Origin of the sequence: Bacillus sp. Bos-x628 (genome assembly GCF_040500475.1) — a bacterium.
Taxonomy (GTDB): domain Bacteria; phylum Bacillota; class Bacilli; order Bacillales; family Bacillaceae; genus Bacillus; species Bacillus maqinnsis.
Map to the genome: position 1 here is coordinate 37293 of NZ_CP159358.1, position 20639 is coordinate 57931.

Sequence of the window (20639 nt, forward strand, 5' to 3'; positions counted from 1 at the left end):
GATGGTCAAACAAATCTCTCGGTACGAAACAGTTTTGAGGTGTAAGTTCTCTAAGAAACGGCAATTTAAAACCAATCGAGGTGGAATGCACATGCAAGGAAAATGAGAATACCTAAGATGAGGACGTCAAACGTCGTTGGAAAAATGATTGTGCGCAATCCTTGAAAAATGGCAATCGGGAGTACGACTTGGGAGGCAACTGCCCGAATTTGTCTGAGCCAGGGGGGGAGCGTGTAAGGATTGATTTTCTTCAAGATAAAACGCCCTCCTTCTTGATTTTGCTATTATCATATGGGCATTGAGGCAAAGGGTGCCTGCCCAATTTGTATAAAGAAAAAGAAAAGCGGAAAAGATGATTGACGAAAACAAAAAGCATTTAGTAATATAAGTACAAGATGAGGACGTGCTGATGAACGTGATATATATCATAAGCGTTGAACAGGAAGAGTACGAGCAAGACCCTAAAGAGAGGGAAGCCGGCTGCTGAAAGGTTTCCTAGGAGCTACTTGTTTGGAAGGTCGCCTGTGAGCTTAATTTCTTGAAATAACAAGTAGAGAAATTCGGGTGAAACCCGTTATCCTTTAGAGTGTACGGTACATGTGTATGTGTTCCGTAAAAAAAGGTGGTACCGCGAAAAAGCTTTTTCGTCCTTTTATAAGGATGGAAAGGCTTTTTTATGTTTCATCAGCCGAAAAAATGTGGAGGTTACACAAATGGGAACAAATAATCAAGAAATGCCAACAAAGTACGATCCAAATGCGATTGAAAAGGATCGATATACGTACTGGCTTGAGGGGAAATTCTTTGAAGCGCAAAATGACAAAACGAAAGAGCCGTATACAGTTGTTATTCCTCCTCCAAACGTGACAGGAAAGCTACATCTTGGTCATGCTTGGGATTCAACGTTGCAAGACATTGTCACACGAATGAAACGCATGCAAGGCTATGATGTTCTTTGGCTTCCGGGGATGGACCACGCCGGAATTGCCACACAAGCGAAGGTAGAGGCGAAACTTCGCGAAGAGGGCGTGAGCCGTTATGATATAGGCCGGGAAAAATTTGTGGAGGAAACGTGGAAGTGGAAGGAAGAATATGCTGATTTTATTCGAAGCCAGTGGGCGAAGATGGGCCTTGGACTTGATTATTCACGAGAGCGTTTTACTTTGGATGAAGGTCTCAGTAAAGCAGTTCGTCAAGTGTTTGTCCAGCTTTATGAAAAAGGGTTAATCTATCGCGGAGAGTATATTATTAACTGGGATCCAGCTACTAAGACTGCCCTTTCTGATATTGAAGTTATTTATAAGGATGTCCAAGGTGCGTTTTATCATTTGAGATATCCTCTAGCTGATGGAACAGGTTCAATAGAGATTGCGACAACAAGACCTGAGACGATGCTTGGTGATACGGCAGTAGCTGTTCATCCTGAAGACGAACGCTATCAGCACCTGATTGGAAAAACCGTTATTTTACCTATTACGGGTCGTGAAATCCCAATCGTTGGGGATGACTATGTAGACATGGAATTTGGATCAGGGGCTGTCAAGATTACGCCTGCTCATGACCCGAATGACTTTGAGCTTGGAAATCGTCATCAATTAGAACGAATCCTTGTGATGAATGAAGATGGGACAATGAATGCAAATGCTTTGCAATATAAAGGCATGGACCGTTTTGAATGCCGCAAGAAGCTTGTAAAAGATTTACAAGAACAAGGTGTTTTATTCAAAATTGAGGAACATGTGCATTCTGTTGGTCATAGTGAGCGAAGCGGTGCAATCGTTGAACCGTATTTATCAACACAATGGTTTGTGAAAATGCAGCCGCTCGCTGAGGAAGCTATCAAATTGCAAAAAAGTGAAGAGCAAGTTCAATTTGTACCGGATCGATTTGAAAAAACGTACTTACACTGGATGGAAAATATTCGTGACTGGTGTATTTCTCGTCAGCTATGGTGGGGGCATCGCATTCCGGCTTGGTATCATAAAGAAACTAAAGAAGTGTATGTTGGCTTGGAAGAACCAGAAGATATTGAGAACTGGGAACAAGACAAGGATGTACTTGATACATGGTTTAGTTCAGCGCTTTGGCCTTTCTCTACAATGGGCTGGCCAGATGTAGACAGTGAAGATTTTAAACGTTACTATCCAACGAATCTGCTTGTCACAGGCTATGACATTATCTTCTTCTGGGTTTCTCGCATGATCTTCCAAGGTCTTGAGTTTACTGGAGAAAAGCCGTTTAAAGATGTTCTCATTCATGGGCTCATTCGAGACGAACAAGGACGTAAGATGAGTAAGTCGCTTGGCAATGGGATTGATCCGATGGAAGTCATCGATCAATACGGTGCAGATTCGTTAAGATATTTCTTAGCAACAGGAAGCTCACCCGGACAAGACCTTCGCTTTAGCTTTGAAAAAGTCGAATCGACTTGGAACTTTGCGAACAAAATCTGGAACGCATCCCGTTTTGCTCTAATGAATATGGATGGTTTCACCTATGAGGAACTTGATTTGACAGGTGAAAAATCAGTGGCAGATCAATGGATTTTGACACGCTTAAATGAAACGATTGAAAGTGTAACACAGCTCGCTGACAAATATGAATTCGGTGAAGTGGGCAGACATTTGTATAACTTCATTTGGGATGATTTCTGTGATTGGTATATTGAAATGGCGAAACTTCCGCTTTACGGAGAAGATGAAGCGGCGAAGAAAACAACTCGTTCGATCCTTGCATATGTATTAGATCAAACAATGAGACTTCTTCATCCGTTCATGCCGTTCTTAACAGAGGAAATATGGCAGCATCTTCCACATGAAGGAGAGTCGATTACAGTAGCGGAATGGCCTAAAGTAAAACCAGAGCTATCAGATGAACAAGCATCTGCTGATATGAAGCTACTTGTTGAACTCATTCGATCTGTTCGTAACATTCGCAGTGAAGTCAATACGCCAATGAGCAAACAAATCGAGCTTTACATCAAAGCGTCAACTGCTGACGTGCAGGAACGTTTAGAAAAAAACCGATCATATATTGAACGATTCACAAATCCAAGTGTTCTCGAAATTGGTACAGATGTACCTGCTAGTGATAAAGCAATGACAGCTGTTATTTCTGGAGCAGAGCTTATCTTACCGCTAGAAGGCTTGATCAACTTAGACGAAGAGATTGCTCGCCTGCAAAAAGAGCTTGATAAGCTGACAAAAGAAGTAGAAAGAGTGCAGAAAAAGCTTGGAAATGAAGGCTTTATGAAAAAAGCGCCTGAAAGTGTCGTTGAAGAAGAGCGTGCGAAAGAACGTGATTATGTGGCAAAACGTGAAGCTGTTCAAAAGCGAATTGAAGAGCTGAAAGCATAATGTTGAAAAGACGGCTCCTTGATGAATGGAGCCGTCTTTTTTCAAAAATTTCGTATGAAATGGGAGATGGCATTGTTTACAACTTATCATGAAGCGATTGATTGGATACATAGCAGACTGACCTTTGGCGTAAAGCCTGGGTTGGAAAGAATGAAGTGGTTTTTAAGCAAGCTAGGGAATCCTGAACGAAAATTAAAGGCAGTGCATGTCGCAGGTACAAATGGAAAAGGATCGACCATTGCTTTTACTCGTTCGGTATTAAATGCAGCCGGTTATTCGGTAGGTACCTTCACTTCTCCGTTTATTTTAACGTTCAATGAACGAATCAGTGTCAACGGAGAGCCAATTAGTGATGAGGAATGGTTGAGTCTTGTGAATCAGCTAAAGCCTTTAGTAGATGAATTAGATGAAACGGAGCATGGTCAAGCAACAGAATTTGAGATCATTACTGCTTGTGCCTTCGCATATTTTGCCAATGTACATCCAGTAGACTTTGTTCTATTTGAAGCGGGGCTTGGGGGGAGACTTGATTCAACGAATGTTGTTGATCCCATCTTAACGGCTATTACCTCGATCGGATATGATCATATGGCAATTTTAGGTGATACGCTTGAACAAATTGCCGCTGAAAAAGCAGGCATCATCAAAGAAGGCATTCCTATGATCACTGCTGCTCATCAACAAGAGGCATTAGCAGTTATTCAAGATGTCGCAAAAGAAAAGAAAGCAAAGTGCATATCATTACACGATACGTGCAGCTTTGAGGACGAACAAGCAATCGAAACAGGTGAGCAATTTACATTACACACCCCAAGAAGGCAGTATCCTTTGCTTGAAACAGGATTAATAGGGACACATCAAAGACAAAATGCGTCACTTGCTGTTCTCTTAATCGAATGGCTGGAACAACAAGGGGCTATTGAGATAAAAAAAGAACATATATATGAAGGCATTAGACATGCTGTATGGGCCGGCAGGTTTGAAAAGGTGAGTGATCACCCTCCCGTTTATCTAGATGGAGCGCATAATGAAGAAGGGATGATTCGCTTAATTGAAACAGTGCATGCTCATTTTTCTCATAAACAGGTTCATGTTTGTTTTAGTGCGTTAAAAGATAAACCGTACAAACAAATGATTCAAAAGCTTGAGACAATCAGTACATCCATTCACTTTGTTTCTTTTGATTTCCCAAGAGCTGAATCAGCAGAAGCTCTTTATGAATGCAGTCATTTAGAGGCAAAATCGTATGCGTCGGATCCTGGTACAGTGCTGGAGTTTATTCGGAAGAAAAGCAATGACCCTGCAGCCATTGTACTTGTTACTGGCTCACTTTATTTTATTTCAGACATTCGAAATCGTATAATGGGGTAATCAAAGACGCATTTTGCTTGTTGGCAATCTGCGTCTTTTTCATTTTGACTTGTTGCTGAGACCTAAAACCATAAAATCAATTGGTGCTCAAGATGCTTGTCTGTGTTACAATCGGATCTATTCAATTTCTGAAAGGAGTAAAGTCATGGTCGACATTCTTGTTTTTATTACAGGTATCAGCATGGGGTCGTTTTTTCATCTAGTCGGTGAAAGGCTGCCTCTTAAGCAGTCTATCATGTTCCCTCGTTCTCACTGCACAGCCTGTAAACAAATGCTCTCTGTTGATGAAATGCTTCCTCTTATTTCGTACTTTCTGTTGAAAGGAGCTTGTAAACGGTGCGGTGCCCGATTGTCTAAGCTTTATCCGCTGATTGAACTGCTGTCAGGAGTGCTCTTTCTGCTCATTTATAAGAACGTTGGTTTTTCGTTTGAGGGAGTTTTTGTTGTGATACTTTGTAGTTTATTCGTGATTGCTGTCGTGAGCGATTTTCTCTATATGAGGATACCAAACGATTTGTTTCTCTTCTTTTTTCCTCTTTTCGTCATATACCGCACAATATACCCTCTTCCTATTTGGTGGGAAGGAGCGGCTTCTGCATTCTTCTGTTTTCTTACTTTTTATTGTTTAGACAGATTACATCCAAATAGCATCGGCGGAGCCGATATGAAATTGTTTTGTGTGCTTTCTTTTTGCTTTGGTTTGAAGGCATTTTTAATCAATCTCTTCCTATCGTCTACATTGGGGATTGTATATGCTAAACTATTTTCCTTTCGTTTACGCGAGCCATTCCCCTTTGTTCCTGCTATCGCCGTTTCTTTCTGGCTGTATTTGTTTGGGTATGATGTACTTGAGCAAAATGGAGGATGGTTCGAATGAAAAAATTGGCGAACACTTTTTTTTACCGCCGACAAAAGTCTTGTTCTTTTTTTTACCTGCTGTGTTAAAGTGTGAAACAGAAAGAAGGACGGGTTAAATTTGCGCTGATTCATTGGACAGAAAGGTCTTTCTTACAAAGAATGTCAGAAAGCGGGGAATTACAATGAAAAAAAGGCAAGCAAAAAAACAAGGGTTAAAGGTCAACATCAATGGCAAAGAAGAAACCATTCATGAAACTGATCAAAAGCTGGAAGAAGAGCAAGAGGATCGTGTAAAGTTTTCGAACTGGGAGGAAAAGAGGCAGACAGAACAGGAGACAGCAGTTTCTCAAGAAGATCAGTCTAAACCAAAAGAAGAAGATTTCCATTGGGATGATGCAGCTGATCATATTTACCATTCTGATCCTAAAGTTGTCACGCCCTATCAAAAGAAAAAAGATTCATTTGATCAGAAATTCAGCAAAAATCGCGGGCCACTGAAAAGAGTGATGACGACGATTGTATTTGCTGTCGTTCTTGGGACAGGCCTCGGTGTGTTTGCACTTAGTTTGAGCAAAGACGGTTCAGCAAATCCACCGGCAGGAGACCATGTAAGTGCTTCAACGTCTGGAAACGAATCGTCGATGAAGGCAGGAGGAGACGTGACGGAAACATCAGGTGCTGAAGAAGAGAAAAAAGACGAAAAAAGCGCATCTGGCCATTTTTCAACCTTTGTTGTACAGGCTGGAAAGTTTTCCTCAGAAAAAGGGGCAGATGAATTGGTCGACAGCTTAAAGGATGCAGGGTATGCAGGTAAAAAAGTATCGATGGATGATGGGTATTATGTGATTGCTGGACTTGCAAAAGAACAAAGCATGACAAGTGCGGTCGGTAAAAAGCTCATTGATCAACATTTTGAAGCGTGGGGAGGAAAAGAGCTCTCATTTCAAGTGCCAGATGAGCTGACTGATGTAATAGAAAAAGCGTCAGTCTTATCTTCTAAAATCATTGCCGGTGATGATGTGAAAAAAAATGAAGTCACGCAGCTGATCACCGAGCTGGAAAATGCTAAAACAACTGATGCACCTGCAAAGAGCAGTTTGTTAAAAGCGGTTCAACTATTAAATGAACCAACCGCTGAAAATGGATGGAAATCTCAGCAAGTGCTGCTCGATCAATTAAATACGTAAAATCATGTTTTATGAGATAAAACTAGTCAAAAAAACGACTAGTTTTTTTCTTTTGCTTCAAACATAATGAGATAGGAACAGTAAAAGTGAATTTTTGTGAATTGTCGGTAAGATGTACATTTGGTAGGATGAATGGGTATCTTACCACTTAGACAAAACCCTGAAAGGACGAACATACATGAACCAATTGATTCTTGCATCTCAATCGCCTAGAAGAAAAGAATTGCTTGACTTAGCAGGGTTTTCTTATGACATTCAAACAAGTCATTTAAAAGAAGAAATCAATCGAAACTTTTCGCCTGCTGAGAACGTCCAATGGTTGGCAGAACAAAAAGCAAATAATATTCAAACTTTATATCCCCAAGCTGTGGTCATTGGTGCAGATACAATTGTTGCAATTGACGAAAAATGTCTCGGGAAACCAAAAGACAAAAAGGAAGCAGCGGCAATGCTCCATTTACTGTCTGGAAAGACACATCAAGTCTTGACTGGTGTCAGCATTCAGTCAGAGAATAGAAAAGAAACATTTTACGAACAGACGGAAGTGACATTTTGGACGCTTACACAAGATGAAATAGACCGCTATATTGAAACTGGTGAACCGTTTGATAAAGCTGGAAGCTATGGCATTCAAGGAAAAGGTGCACTGTTTGTTCAAAAAATAGATGGTGATTATTTTTCCGTTGTAGGACTCCCCATTGCGAAAACAGCGAGAGTGCTAAAAACATTTGGAATTACCCCTTTTTGATGACGGGAAGGAACTCTCAAAGGAGTGTTGATAATCAATCATTTCCCTATGTTATTAAAGCATTTTCCTCATGATGAAAAGCCGCGAGAAAGATTTATTAAATATGGTCCAAATAGTTTGTCGAACCATGAACTTGTAGCTATCCTTTTAAGGACTGGTACAAAAAAGGAGTCTGTCCTCCAAGTTTCTGCAAGGCTTCTGCAAACATTTGGAGGTCTTCGTTCGGTGAAAGAAGCTTCTATTGAAGAATTGTCAAAGATCCGAGGAGTTGGAAAAGCAAAGGCTATCTCTATTTTAGCTGCTTTAGAGCTTGGCACTAGATTGCACCACCAAACGGCTGACAACCGTTACGTCATTCGTACGCCGGAGGATGGGGCTAATTTTGTGATGGAAGATATGAGATTTTTGACGCAGGAAAACTTCGTTTGTCTTTATCTCAATACAAAGAATCAGGTTATTCATAAGCATACAGTGTTTATTGGTAGCCTGAACTCATCGATTGTTCACCCGCGTGAAATTTTTAAAGAAGCCTTTAAACGTTCAGCCGCATCATTTATATGTGTGCACAACCATCCGTCTGGAGATCCGACGCCTAGCAGGGAGGATATTGAAGTTACAAAGCGACTTTTTGAATGTGGACAGCTGATTGGAATACAGTTGCTTGATCATCTTGTCATTGGTGATCAAAAATTTGTGAGTTTGAAGGAAAAAGGGTATTTGTAACACTTTTTTTTTCAATATTTTACGATATAATAGAGTTTATGAGTTTTTCCCTAAAGGGAATTTTGGTTTAAGAAAGGAAGATACATACATATGTTTGGAATTGGTACAAAAGACCTTGGAATAGATCTTGGAACAGCGAATACGCTTGTGTTTATTAAAGGAAAAGGCATTGTTGTAAGGGAGCCTTCGGTCGTAGCTTTGGAAACTGATACGAAGTCTATAGTGGCAGTCGGAAATGATGCAAGAAACATGATTGGTCGTACACCTGGAAATGTTGTGGCACTTCGCCCAATGAAAGATGGGGTCATTGCAGATTACGAGACAACAGCAAAAATGATGAAATACTACATTAATCAGGCATTAAAAAACAAAGGACTATTTGCTCGAAAGCCATACGTCATGGTTTGTGTTCCATCTGGTATTACAGCAGTAGAAGAGCGTGCTGTGATTGATGCAACAAGACAAGCCGGTGCACGTGATGCATACCCGATTGAAGAGCCTTTTGCTGCGGCGATTGGTGCTAACTTACCTGTCTGGGAGCCAACAGGAAGTATGGTTGTGGATATTGGCGGCGGTACAACAGAAGTGGCCATTATTTCACTTGGCGGCATTGTGACGTCTCAATCTATCCGTGTTGCAGGGGATGAAATGGATGAGGCAATTAGCAGCTACATCCGTAAAACTTACAATTTGATGATTGGTGACCGTACATCAGAAGCGATTAAAATGGAAATCGGTTCTGCACAACCAGACGTACATGATGAGATGGACATTCGCGGACGTGACCTGTTAACTGGTTTACCAAAAACGATTTCCATTACAGCTGAAGAAATTGCAAAAGCACTTCGCGATACGGTGGAAGCAATTGTGGATGCGGTGAAAGTAACACTTGAAAAAACACCACCTGAACTGGCAGCAGATATTATGGACCGCGGGATTGTCTTAACAGGCGGCGGTGCACTGTTACGTAATCTTGATAAAGTCATTAGTAATGAAACAAAAATGCCAGTTATTATTGCCGAGGATCCACTAGATTGTGTGGCAATCGGAACAGGAAAAGCACTAGAACATATTCACTTATTCAAAGGAAAATCAAAAGATAATCGAGCGTAAATAAAGAGGTGTAAGACATGCCGCAGTTTTTTATGAATAAAAGATTCATGTTGCTCCTTGTCTGTGTCATCGTACTGGTGGCCATGATTGGTTTTTCAGCGAAAAGCGGCAGAGGTGCTTCATGGCCGGAAAAATTAGTAGGTGATACGACAGGCTTCTTTCAAGGTGTCTTTCATACACCATCACAATTTATTGCCGGTATTTATGGGAACGTACAAGATTTAAAGAACACATATGATGAAAACGAACGACTGCGAAAAAAGCTAGATGGACAAACCCAGTATGAAGCTAAACTTCAAGCACTTGAAGATGAAAACAAAAAGCTTCGCAAACAGCTCGGTTATGTGAACTCCATTCGTGATTATACGCCAATCCTTTCAACAGTTATTGCAAGAAATCCGTCACTTTGGGATAACTTTGTGATGATTGATAAAGGAAAGAGGCAAGGTGTTGATAAAGATATGGCCGTCACAAATGAGAGTGGTGCTTTAATTGGGAAAATTGAAAGTGATAAGCTCTACAATTTTACTTCTACTGTAAGGTTGCTAAGCTCTACAGACCAAAATAATAGAATTTCAACGAAAATTTTTGCGAAAAAGGGCAAAGAAGAACTCAATGGAATTATTAACGGCTATGATAGCAAGAAAAAAATGCTGACAATGAATATTTTAAAATCTGATGCTGATGAAGATGTCAAAAAAGGAGATCTAGTTGAAACTTCAGGGGCAGGGGGCGTTTTCCCGCAAGGCTTAACGATTGGTAAGGTAAGTGAAATTGAACCTGACCATTACGGACTGACAAAAATCATTTATGTAGAACCAGCTGCTGAGCTAAACAATTTAGATCGTGTGATTGTTGTGAAACGTAGCACAAGTACAGCAGATGCATCTGAATTAACGGAGGAGGAAGGATCGTGAAACGTTTCCTCCTTGCTTTCGTCATGTTGTTTATCTTTGTGTTTGACAGTATTTTTGTCGATTTAGTTAAGCTCCCGTTTGTTTCAGAGAATCAAATTTTAGCACCTCACTTCATCTTGCTCGCACTTGTATTTATGACTGCCTATATCAATCAAAAATATGCTGTGATTTACGGATTTGTATTTGGACTTTTATATGATGTTTCGTATACAGGTATACTTGGCGTACATATGTTCGGATTTGGTGCGTTCTGCTATTTGTTAGCTAAAGCCTTCAAGGTACTACAGACGAATATCTTAGTTGTTGTCTTTCTGTCTATCATTGCTGTTTCAGTAATGGAATTTTATGTTTACGGCGTTCAAGCGACGATTCAACCGGGTATTATGCCTTTTAATACGTTTGTGATCGAACGCTTTATTCCAACGATTCTTTTAAATACTGCTGCGTCTCTCATACTTGTTGTGCCGCTAAGGCTGTTTTTCATCAATGTGAAACAAGGACTGATCGACGAATAAAAGCAGGAATTTGTCCATTTACGGCGAAATGAGTATGTTGTTGAGGTGAGCATCTTGAAAACTCAAAAACAGCAATATGTGACGATAAAAGGAACAAAAAATGGATTAACTTTACAGTTAAATGATAACTGTTCGTTTGAAGATCTTCTTTCTGGCTTGCGTGAGGTGCTATTACTTGAGCAGTATACAGATGGAAGAGAAGGACACAAGGTCAATGTGCATATTAAACTGGGTTTTCGTTATTTAACAGAAGAGCAGGAGGCACGTTTGACGGAAGCTGTGTCTGAAAATGAACACCTTATCATTCATTCAATTGAAAGTGACGTCATGTCTACTGAAGAGGCGAGGCGATTAAAAGCAGAAGCTGAAATCACGTCTGTGGCAAAAATCGTACGCTCTGGGCAGGTGCTATATGTCGAGGGCGATCTCCTTTTAATTGGGGATGTCAACCCCGGCGGCACAGTTCGTGCAGGGGGAAACATTTTTGTGCTTGGCGCTTTAAAAGGAGTTGCGCATGCTGGTTGTAATGGGAACAAACAAGCCGTTATTTCGGCATCTCGTATGATTCCAACACAACTTCGCATTGCACAAGTATTTAACCGCGCACCGGATCAAAGAGAAGACGGAAATGAAATGGAATGTGCTTATTTAGATATAGATGGCAATATGATCATTGAACGCCTGCAGCAATTGGCTCATATAAGACCTAATCTGACAAGGCTTGAGGGAGGAATGTGAAATTGGGCGAGGCTATTGTGATTACCTCAGGAAAAGGCGGCGTTGGCAAAACAACAACATCTGCAAACTTAGGCACAGCATTAGCAATTCAGGGGAAAAAAGTGTGTCTTGTTGATACCGATATTGGACTTCGGAATTTAGATGTCGTGATGGGGCTTGAAAACCGCATTATTTATGATCTAGTAGATGTAGTAGAAGGAAGATGCAAAATTCATCAAGCACTTGTCAAAGATAAGCGTTTTGATGATCTTCTCTATCTTTTACCCGCTGCTCAAACGAGCGATAAAACCGCAGTGGAACCAGAGCAGATGAAAGAATTGATTCAAACATTGAAACAGGACTTTGATTATGTTGTCATTGATTGCCCTGCTGGTATTGAGCAAGGCTTTAAAAATGCCATTTCAGGTGCAGACAAGGCCATTGTCGTGACGACACCAGAGATATCAGCTGTCAGAGATGCGGACCGGATTATCGGTCTTTTAGAGCAAGAAGACATTGAACCGCCTCGTTTAATTGTGAACCGCATCCGTACTCACATGGCTAAAAATGGTGATTCGATGGATGTGGATGAAGTCGTGCATCACCTATCTATTGACCTTCTTGGGATTGTAGCCGATGATGATGAAGTGATTAAGGCTTCAAACAATGGTGAACCGATTGTGATGGATGCCAAAAACAAAGCATCTATTGCTTATCGAAATATTGCACGACGTGTACTTGGTGAATCTGTTCCACTACAATCGTTTGAAGAAGAAAACAAAGGCATGTTTGCAAAGCTCAAAGCGTTTTTTGGCGTGAGAGCATAATCTATCACGATAAAAGACAGACCGATTCGATCAGAATCGGTCTTTTTTATTGCATATCGCAACAGTTTGTCACATAACATGTACAAACTGTTTGTATGTAAAGGGTGATCTCATGAAACGAGTGGACGAGTATAGAAAAAAAGTTGCACAGCGTCGCAGAACAAAGCAACCTGCTATGCCAAAGAAGACGGCTTTAAAGAATAAAGACGATATTCCGCCATGGGTCATGTTGACAGAAAAAGAAAAACATTCAGGAGCAACTTCCTATGAGGCTTCTCATCCCAATAAATATCGGCATCCATTGTTTAACCCAAATACCTTTGTATTGAAATGTTTAATCTCCGCTTCCTTTGTTTTAATCGCAGCCATATCATTCAAAGGGCAGGCAGGTCCTTTTCAGCAACTGAAACCATTTATCAGTCAAACCTTTGAACAAGATTTTCAATTTGCTGCCGCCAATCAATGGTTTGAGAAGACAGTAGGTAACCCTCTTGCTTTTTTAAAAGAGGAAAAGGAGGGTCAAAAAGACGTACAAGCCAATCGAGAATTGGCTGTTCCTGCATCTGGAAAGGTGCAAGAATCATTCACACAAAATGGGGCTGGAGTCAAAGTCGAAACATCCTCTGAAGCCATTGACAGTATGAAAGAAGGGTATGTTGTAGAAGTGAAAAAGAAAAGTGACACAGGACTGACTGTAGTGGTACAACATGCGGATAACAGCTACAGCTGGTACGGTCAATTAAAGGAAGCGGATGTTGCATTGTATGATTTTGTAGATAAGGGTGAAAAAATCGGTCAAATTTCACTTAATGATCAAGGCAAAGGAACCTACTATTTTGCGATTAAGCAAAATGAACATTTCATTGACCCGATTCAGGTGATCACTTTTGAATAAATGGCTTTTAATGCTGACGAAAATTCACATTCACCCGCTTCTTTGGATGGTGATGGCGTTTGCTATTCTTTCAGGGCAAATCAAGCCGCTCCTTTGTTTGCTTATTATTGTAAGCGTCCATGAGCTTGGGCATGCATCGGCTGCTTGTTATTATCAGTGGCGCATGAGACAAATTTTTTTATTACCCTTTGGCGGTGCAGTAGAGGTAGAAGAACATGGGAACCGTCCATTAAAAGAAGAGCTGGCGGTCATTTTATGTGGACCGCTTCAGCACTTGCCGCTTCAACTGTTTGCATGGATGCTAATGGAAGCATCTTTTTTATCATATGAAATATATACTGTTTTCACCTTTTATAATATGGCAATTCTTCTTGTGAACCTTTTGCCGATTTGGCCGCTTGATGGCGGAAAACTATTCTTCTTGCTCTTATCTGCTTTCTATCCTTTTCAACGTGCACATGCCCTTGCGCTAAAAGGTTCACTTGTCTTTTTCTCACTTTTGGCAGTAGGTTTAATCTGTTTTGCCCCGCTTCAATTTAACGGCTGGGTCCTGCTCACTTTTTTAGCCCATTCACTTGTGATGGAATATCGGCAGCGACATTACGTCAGGGTTCGTTTTCTGTTAGAACGTTATTACGGAAAGAAAGAGCAAAAGGTAGAGCGACTTATTCCGCTAAAAGCGCGTGCTGAAGACAAAGTATATGACGTCATGGCACGATTTCAAAGAGGCTGTAAGCATCCGATTATTATTGAAAGAAATGGTGTGAAAGTGAGTCAGCTCGATGAAAATGAATTGCTTCATGCCTACTTTTCAGATCGAAGAACGACTTCCTCAATGGAAGAGCTTCTTTTACCATATTAACGGTGAAAATACATTGACATTCATCGTCTAATTTGATATATTTTTTAATGTTATGGATATGTAGCACCCGTGCTACAACCGCACGAAGCAGGTGTAAAGTGCCTATGGCCCCCTGTATTCGGCGAGTCTGAGTTTATTAGGAGGTGCAGAGATGTACGCAATTATTGAAACTGGTGGTAAACAAATCAAAGTTGAAGAAGGCCAAACTGTTTATGTTGAAAAACTAGCTGCTGAAGCAGGTGAAACAGTTACTTTCGAAAACGTATTGTTTGTCGGCGGAGACACTGTAAAAGTGGGGAATCCTTCAGTTGCTGGAGCAACAGTAACGGCTAAAGTTGAAAAACAAGGTCGCGGTAAGAAAATTACTGTGTTCAAGTACAAACCGAAGAAAAATAACCACAGAAAACAAGGTCATCGTCAACCTTACACTAAAGTTGTTATCGAAAAAATCAACGCTTAAGGCGTGTGAGTGATATGATCAAAGCAACCATTACTCGGTCAATATCAGATGAAAGCATTACGTCCTTTCAGATGACTGGACATGCCGAGTTTGCTGAAAAAGGTCAGGATCTTGTTTGTGCAGGTGTATCTGCCGTTGTTTTTGGCTCAGTCAATTCAATTATTGCACTGACAGGAATTGATCCGTTGTTGGATCTTGGAGAAGAAGGCGGATATTTTTATTTTGAATTACCGGCTGAAACAGATCCATCTTCCTTTGAAAAAGCCCAGTTGCTGCTAGAAGGAATGGTCATTTCCTTAGAGACAATTGAACGAGATTATCACGAATATGTGAAATTATCAACAAAAAATAGGAGGTGAACTTCATGCTTAGATTAGATCTTCAATTTTTCGCATCTAAAAAAGGGGTAGGTTCTACAAAGAACGGACGTGACTCTGAGTCTAAACGTTTAGGCGCTAAACGTGCTGATGGTCAATTCGTAACTGGTGGTTCTATCCTTTATCGTCAACGTGGAACAAAAATCTATCCAGGTGAAAACGTTGGACGCGGAGGCGACGACACTCTTTTCGCTAAAATCGACGGAACTGTTAAATTCGAACGTTTCGGTCGTGACCGTAAAAAAGTGAGCGTATATCCTGCGGCACAATAATTGCTAAAAACTCCGGTCATTGACTGGAGTTTTTTTCACTATCAAGGGACATATTGGTTTAAAATGTGATACCAAAGATGATAAAAGAAGATGTACTCCATCAATATCAAAGAACGCATGCTGACTTTGCCTCATTTTCTCCTATTCATCAGAAAAAACAACCTTACCTCATATAACTAGTGTTTTTCTAATCTGTCTTCTCTGTTATAATTCAGAGAGACATAATGATGATAAGACTCCTAAAAGAGAGACCAAACGATTGGGAGTGCGATAATGGAAGAGATACGAAGTAAACAAAATGAAAAATTAACTCACGTTGCATTAACAAATGAACTGATTGCGCTGTTAAGTCGTTCACGACATGACTGGATGAATAAACTGCAGTTGATCAAAGGCAACTTGACTTTAGAAAAATATGACCGTGTGTTTGAAATTATAGAAGAGATGGTCATTGAAGCACAGCATGAATCCAAACTCTCAAATTTAAAAATTCCCCAACTGACCTATTACTTTCTTACATTTAATTGGGAGTCGCATTTTATCACCTTAGAATATGAAGTGCTTGGTGAAACCCGAGACTTATCAGCGTATGACACGCAGCTACTAATGGTATCACAGGAGTTGTTTTCGATATTCGATCAATCAGTTTGCCAAAAAACTGAAAATCATTTAACGGTTACATTCCAAACAGACCATCAAGAGGATGATGTCGTGTTATATTTTGATTTCAAAGGAAAATTAACAAATTTGGATGCGCTTAATGCATTTCATGATGCAAACGATCCATGTATGAGTATAACGCAATTTCATGTGACTCCTCATGAGTCCATGATTGAGCTTTGTTTGAGGCAAGAACGAGATGTGTGATGCAGAGAAACGGAGGAAGTTATGTTTGTAGATCAGGTGAAAGTGTATGTTAAAGGCGGTGACGGCGGAAATGGTATGGTGGCGTTCCGTCGTGAAAAATATGTGCCAAAAGGTGGACCAGCAGGCGGTGATGGTGGAAATGGTGCAGATGTTGTGTTTGAAGTTGACGAAGGACTCCGAACGTTAATGGACTTCCGTTATAAGCGTCACTTCAAGGCAGATCGTGGTGAGCATGGGATGAGCAAAAACCAGCATGGCCGAAATGCAGAAGATTTGGTGGTTAAAGTTCCACCTGGTACGGTTGTCACAGATGAGGCGACCAACCAGGTCATTGCTGACTTAACAGAGCATGGTCAGCGGGCAGTCATTGCAAAAGGTGGAAGAGGCGGACGAGGAAATTCACGCTTTGCCACACCGGCAAACCCTGCACCTCAGCTTTCTGAAAATGGGGAACCAGGTAAAGAACGAAATGTCATCCTAGAATTAAAAGTGCTTGCAGATGTTGGACTTGTTGGATTCCCAAGTGTCGGTAAATCGACTTTGCTCTCCACTGTCTCTTCTGCTAAACCAAAAATTGCGGATTATCATTTTACGACACTTGTGCCGAATCTAGGGGTCGTAGAGACAGATGATAATCGAAGTTTTGTCATGGCGGATTTGCCTGGACTCATTGAAGGTGCGCACCAAGGTGTTGGTTTAGGACACCAATTTTTACGTCATATCGAGCGTACACGTGTCATTGTCCATGTCATTGATATGTCTGGGCTTGAAGGGCGTGACCCATACGAAGACTACTTGACGATTAATGAAGAGCTTGAGCAATATAACATGAGATTGATGGAGCGTCCGCAAATCATCGTAGCCAACAAAATGGATATGCCAGATGCAACTGAAAATCTGGCAGCATTTAAAGAAAAACTAACCGATGACCATCAAGTCTTTGCCATTAGTGCCATCACAAGAGAAGGACTTCGCGAGCTCTTATTTGAAATCGCCAATCAGCTTGAAACAACACCGGAATTTCCGCTTTATCATGAAGAAGACCTATCAGATAACCGCGTGATGTACAAGTTTGATGAGGGAGAAGCGCCTTTTGAAATATCAAGAGATCCTGACGGTACGTTTGTTCTGACGGGACAAGCACTTGAACGACTCTTTAAGATGACAGACTTCTCAAGAGATGAGTCGGTTAAACGTTTCTCAAGACAACTTCGCGGAATGGGTGTCGATGATGCTCTTCGTGAGCGTGGTGCGAAAGATGGCGACATCATTCGTCTGCTTGAATTTGAATTTGAATTTATTGATTGATCACAAGGAGGGTCCAGCATATGGGCTCTCCCATTTTTAAAAGGGGAGAAAAAAGGTGAAAGAAGAAACGTTCTATTTAGTGAGAGAGGATGTACTCCCGGATGCGATGAGAAAAACGCTTGAAGTCAAAAAACTGCTTGATCGCAAAAAAGCCGATTCGGTAGCCGATGCTGTTCAAAAGGCTGATTTAAGCCGTAGTGCTTTTTATAAATATCGGGATGCTGTATTTCCGTTTTATACGATGGTCAAAGAGCAGATCATCACATTGTTTTTCCATCTTGAAGATCGGTCTGGGGCCCTTTCAAGACTTTTACAAATTGTGGCTGATTCTGGCTGTAATGTTTTATCCATTCACCAAACCATTCCGCTACAAGGAAGAGCGAATGTGACCCTATCAATTAGTACGGCTGGTATGGAAGATAATATTAATGCAGTCATGACTCAATTGAAAAAACTTGAATTTGTCGAAAAAGTTGAAATTCTAGGTTCTGGGGCGTAAAAAGGAGAGATCATAGCAGATGAAGCAATTAACTGTAGGTTATTTTGGACCAGAGGCAACATTTACTCATTTGGCCGTATGCTCTTGTTTTCCAAAGGACGCAGTGCAGCGGGCATATGCAACGATCCCGCAATGTATGGACGCTGTATCAAAAGGTGAAGTGGACCTCGCAGTTGTGCCGCTTGAAAATGCATTAGAAGGGTCTGTGAACTTAACAATTGATTATTTAATTCATGAAAAGGCTCTTTCCATTGTGGGAGAAATGACGGCACCGATTCGGCAACATTTGCTCGTCCATCCATCTAGAGCGGAAAGCTGGGAGACACTAGATGTGATTCAGTCACATCCGCATGCGATTGCACAGTGTCACCAATTTCTGAAAAGACAGTTTCCTCATATCCCGCATCGTCCAGTGGAATCAACAGGTTATGCAGCGAAATATATTAGTGAACATTCGGATGAGGCAGTTGGGGCTATTGCCAATGAGATCGCAGCGAAAACATACGGATTGACGATTGCTAAAAAAGATATTCATGATTATCCGCACAATCATACACGCTTTGTCATATTACATAAGAATCCAAAGGCGTCATTCCCAATGAATTCTGGTTTTTCTTCAAAACCGAAAACCACAATCGTTGTGAGCCTGCCAAAGGATGATCAATCAGGTGCACTGCATCGCGTGTTATCTGCTTTTTCTTGGCGAAATCTCAACTTGTCAAAAATCGAATCTCGTCCAACAAAAACGGGTCTCGGGCAATATTTATTTATCATTGACATTGAAAAAGAAATGGATAATGTCCTTGTACCCGGTGCCATTCAAGAATTAGAAGCGATTGGCTGTGAGGTCAAGTTGCTAGGCAGCTACCAAACATATGAATTATCGAATGACAGTGTGTAGACAAGTCTTGTTTTCGTTGTCAAACCTTGAGTGCTGGTGCTCGGGTTTTCCTAGACTTCATAGGTTTACACGCTTAAAAAGAAGACAAAGGGCTAAAACAACTATCATTTTAGCCCTTTGTCAATCATCTGATAGTGTCCCTTTGATCACTATTTTTTAATCGGTGATGAGAAATCCAGCTTCATCCAATGCCTTTATCGCTTGATCAAGATGATTTTGGCTATAAGCAGTCAGTGTATGTAAATGAACACCATCTGTTAGCTCTGACAAGTAGGATGCCCCTGTGTTTGAAATCTTTTGAACAAAGTCAGCCACTTGTTTACGTGTGCTGACGTGAATCGAAGCTGTCAGCTCACCGTAGACAGGATGTTCAATAATGACGTCTTTCACTGTCACACCAAAGTCTACAATCAGCTTAAGCTCCTCTTCCGTTCGTTGAGGATCATGCTTGCAGGCGATAATCTGTTCAATTTCCTTTTCAGGAGCTTGCCGCGGCGTCATATAGACATACCCTTGGCTTGTCGCAATAATAGGTACATTTTTTGCTTTGATTAATGAAATATCCTGGACAATCACTTGCCTTGATACAGCGGCTTTTTTGGCTAAAAAGCTTCCAGTAAGCGGTGTATCGGTTTCTTTCAGCCACTCTAAAATGGCACTTCTTCTCTCTTCTCCAATCAGTTTCCTTTCGTGCTCCACGTATTATTCTCCTTCCGTCTCTTTTTGCAAATTCATGAATGTATGCAAAAGCTGATCGATATCATCTTTTGAGGTCATTCGTCCAAACGATATCCGAATGAATTGCAGTGCATCGCGATCTGATAAATGTAATGCTTTCACAGCAGGGGAAGGATGGTGATAACCAGAAGCACACGCGCTTCCAGTCGATATACAAATCCCATGCTTGTTACATGCTAACATTACATATTGTCCTTCAAACCCTTCGAAAAAACAACCAATAATATGGGGCAGCATGCGGCGCTTTCCATTGTCATGTAGCGTACGGACAGGCAGTTGCTGTTTTTTTAATTGTTGAATGAAGTAATCGCGAAGCTGACAATCAAGTTTGTGCTGCTCTTCTAACTGGAGAATGGTTTGTTCACTTGCAGCAACAAAAGCACCGATGCATGGAACGTTCACAGTACCCGGGCGAAATCCACTTTCCTGTACAGCACCTGTATATAAAGGCTTCCAAGGGACTTCTGTGCTCATATATACAGCTCCAGCGCCCTTAGGTGCATACACTTTATGGCTAGAGATGGATATAGCATCTACACCAAGCTCCTTCAGCGATACACGGATCTTTCCAAATGTTTGAACAGCATCTGTATGGAAGAATACATGTCTTTTTTTCAGAAGAGGTGCTAGTTCAGCAAGCGGCTGAATAATTCCTGTTTCTGAATTTGCATGCTGTATAGACACGAGTCCTGTTTCGGGCAATAAGGCTTCTTCTAGTATGTCCTTTGTGATGATGCCTTCTTCATTTGGTTCGATAATGGTGACCTTTACCCCGCGATGGGTTAAGGCATTTACCGCATAATGAACCGAAGGGTGTTCCATTTTTGTTGTGACGATATGCTGTTTATGTGCTGGCAATCCATTCATGATCGAATGAATGGCAAGTATATTTGATTCAGTCCCGCCGCTTGTAAAAAAAACCCCATCTGATTCGCCGTCAAGAAGCTTGGCAAGCGATTGTCTGCTATAGGTTAAAATCTCGTTTGCTTTTCCCCCTGCATCATGAAGGCTACTTGCATTGCCATAGCAATCTCTACTAAGTTGTTGAAAAACATGAAGGGCCTCCTTAGAAACTGGTGTAGAAGCTGCGTAATCTAAATAAACCAACATTAGCCATCTCCTGTATGA

23 protein-coding genes and 2 other annotated features are annotated in these 20639 nt (G+C 41.0%); of the genes, 20 read left to right on the plus strand and 3 right to left on the minus strand.

Features of this window, described 5'->3' with window-relative positions:
• Positions 1 to 65 precede the first annotated feature (65 nt).
• Positions 66 to 257 carry a hypothetical protein gene (locus ABVJ71_RS00170; RefSeq protein WP_353856484.1) on the minus strand — a complete coding sequence of 64 codons (192 nt, stop codon included), beginning with the start codon at positions 255 to 257 and terminating at the stop codon, positions 66 to 68.
• Between the two features lie 168 nt (positions 258 to 425).
• Positions 426 to 655 (plus strand) — a binding site (T-box leader).
• 58 nt (positions 656 to 713) lie between these two features.
• Between ABVJ71_RS00170 and ABVJ71_RS00175 the strand changes: the two genes are divergently transcribed.
• The 20 genes from ABVJ71_RS00175 to pheA all read left to right on the plus strand — a co-directional run bounded on the left by ABVJ71_RS00175 (position 714) and on the right by pheA (position 18773).
• Positions 714 to 3356, plus strand: a complete 2643-nt coding sequence (locus ABVJ71_RS00175; RefSeq protein WP_353855056.1) for a valine--tRNA ligase — start codon at positions 714 to 716, stop codon at positions 3354 to 3356.
• Between the two features lie 66 nt (positions 3357 to 3422).
• Positions 3423 to 4727 carry a folylpolyglutamate synthase/dihydrofolate synthase family protein gene (locus ABVJ71_RS00180; RefSeq protein ID WP_353856485.1) on the plus strand — a complete coding sequence of 435 codons (1305 nt, stop codon included), beginning with the start codon at positions 3423 to 3425 and terminating at the stop codon, positions 4725 to 4727.
• A 145-nt stretch (positions 4728 to 4872) separates the two neighbouring features.
• Complete coding sequence (locus tag ABVJ71_RS00185; RefSeq protein ID WP_353855057.1) at positions 4873 to 5604, plus strand: prepilin peptidase; 732 nt, start codon at positions 4873 to 4875, stop codon at positions 5602 to 5604.
• Between the two features lie 163 nt (positions 5605 to 5767).
• Complete coding sequence (locus ABVJ71_RS00190; RefSeq protein ID WP_353855058.1) at positions 5768 to 6772, plus strand: SPOR domain-containing protein; 1005 nt, start codon at positions 5768 to 5770, stop codon at positions 6770 to 6772.
• A 178-nt stretch (positions 6773 to 6950) separates the two neighbouring features.
• Positions 6951 to 7520: a Maf family protein gene (locus tag ABVJ71_RS00195; RefSeq protein WP_353855059.1), complete on the plus strand. Its 570-nt coding sequence runs from the start codon at positions 6951 to 6953 to the stop codon at positions 7518 to 7520.
• 27 nt (positions 7521 to 7547) lie between these two features.
• A complete protein-coding gene (gene radC, locus ABVJ71_RS00200; protein WP_353856486.1) occupies positions 7548 to 8243 on the plus strand; it encodes a DNA repair protein RadC in 696 nt (231 codons plus the stop codon).
• 90 nt (positions 8244 to 8333) lie between these two features.
• Positions 8334 to 9356, plus strand: coding sequence for a rod shape-determining protein (locus ABVJ71_RS00205; protein ID WP_353855060.1), 1023 nt, complete (start codon positions 8334 to 8336; stop codon positions 9354 to 9356).
• A gap of 17 nt (positions 9357 to 9373) precedes the next feature.
• Complete coding sequence (gene mreC, locus ABVJ71_RS00210) at positions 9374 to 10273, plus strand: rod shape-determining protein MreC (protein ID WP_353855061.1); 900 nt, start codon at positions 9374 to 9376, stop codon at positions 10271 to 10273.
• Positions 10270 to 10788, plus strand: a complete 519-nt coding sequence (gene mreD / locus ABVJ71_RS00215) for a rod shape-determining protein MreD (RefSeq protein ID WP_353855062.1) — start codon at positions 10270 to 10272, stop codon at positions 10786 to 10788. The genes mreC and mreD overlap by 4 nt, the downstream gene beginning before the upstream one ends.
• Positions 10789 to 10842: 54 nt before the next feature.
• Complete coding sequence (minC, locus tag ABVJ71_RS00220) at positions 10843 to 11526, plus strand: septum site-determining protein MinC (RefSeq protein WP_353855063.1); 684 nt, start codon at positions 10843 to 10845, stop codon at positions 11524 to 11526.
• A gap of 2 nt (positions 11527 to 11528) precedes the next feature.
• On the plus strand, positions 11529 to 12332 hold the full coding sequence (gene minD, locus ABVJ71_RS00225; RefSeq protein WP_353855064.1) for a septum site-determining protein MinD: 804 nt from the start codon (positions 11529 to 11531) through the stop codon (positions 12330 to 12332).
• A 112-nt stretch (positions 12333 to 12444) separates the two neighbouring features.
• On the plus strand, positions 12445 to 13227 hold the full coding sequence (locus ABVJ71_RS00230; protein ID WP_353855065.1) for a M23 family metallopeptidase: 783 nt from the start codon (positions 12445 to 12447) through the stop codon (positions 13225 to 13227).
• Positions 13220 to 14089 (plus strand): M50 family metallopeptidase, encoded by an 870-nt coding sequence (locus ABVJ71_RS00235; RefSeq protein ID WP_353855066.1) that lies wholly within the window; start codon positions 13220 to 13222, stop codon positions 14087 to 14089. The genes ABVJ71_RS00230 and ABVJ71_RS00235 overlap by 8 nt, the downstream gene beginning before the upstream one ends.
• 66 nt (positions 14090 to 14155) lie before the next feature.
• Positions 14156 to 14228, plus strand: a sequence feature (ribosomal protein L21 leader region).
• A 12-nt stretch (positions 14229 to 14240) separates the two neighbouring features.
• On the plus strand, positions 14241 to 14549 hold the full coding sequence (rplU, locus tag ABVJ71_RS00240) for a 50S ribosomal protein L21 (RefSeq protein ID WP_353855067.1): 309 nt from the start codon (positions 14241 to 14243) through the stop codon (positions 14547 to 14549).
• Between the two features lie 14 nt (positions 14550 to 14563).
• The gene (locus tag ABVJ71_RS00245; protein WP_353855068.1) at positions 14564 to 14908 is read left to right on the plus strand and encodes a ribosomal-processing cysteine protease Prp; all 345 of its coding nucleotides are present in this window, start codon (positions 14564 to 14566) and stop codon (positions 14906 to 14908) included.
• A gap of 5 nt (positions 14909 to 14913) precedes the next feature.
• A complete protein-coding gene (gene rpmA, locus ABVJ71_RS00250) occupies positions 14914 to 15198 on the plus strand; it encodes a 50S ribosomal protein L27 (protein WP_003216586.1) in 285 nt (94 codons plus the stop codon).
• Between the two features lie 273 nt (positions 15199 to 15471).
• The gene (locus ABVJ71_RS00255) at positions 15472 to 16065 is read left to right on the plus strand and encodes a sporulation initiation phosphotransferase B (RefSeq protein ID WP_353855069.1); all 594 of its coding nucleotides are present in this window, start codon (positions 15472 to 15474) and stop codon (positions 16063 to 16065) included.
• A gap of 21 nt (positions 16066 to 16086) precedes the next feature.
• A complete protein-coding gene (gene obgE / locus ABVJ71_RS00260) occupies positions 16087 to 17373 on the plus strand; it encodes a GTPase ObgE (protein ID WP_353855070.1) in 1287 nt (428 codons plus the stop codon).
• A 55-nt stretch (positions 17374 to 17428) separates the two neighbouring features.
• Positions 17429 to 17872, plus strand: a complete 444-nt coding sequence (locus ABVJ71_RS00265; protein ID WP_353855071.1) for an ACT domain-containing protein — start codon at positions 17429 to 17431, stop codon at positions 17870 to 17872.
• 19 nt (positions 17873 to 17891) lie between these two features.
• Positions 17892 to 18773 (plus strand): prephenate dehydratase, encoded by an 882-nt coding sequence (gene pheA, locus ABVJ71_RS00270; RefSeq protein ID WP_353855072.1) that lies wholly within the window; start codon positions 17892 to 17894, stop codon positions 18771 to 18773.
• A gap of 156 nt (positions 18774 to 18929) precedes the next feature.
• Here pheA and ABVJ71_RS00275 read toward each other — a convergent pair whose 3' ends face one another.
• A complete protein-coding gene (locus tag ABVJ71_RS00275; RefSeq protein ID WP_353855073.1) occupies positions 18930 to 19472 on the minus strand; it encodes a transcription repressor NadR in 543 nt (180 codons plus the stop codon).
• A gap of 3 nt (positions 19473 to 19475) precedes the next feature.
• The gene (locus ABVJ71_RS00280) at positions 19476 to 20618 is read right to left on the minus strand and encodes an IscS subfamily cysteine desulfurase (protein WP_353856487.1); all 1143 of its coding nucleotides are present in this window, start codon (positions 20616 to 20618) and stop codon (positions 19476 to 19478) included.
• Positions 20619 to 20639 lie beyond the last annotated feature (21 nt).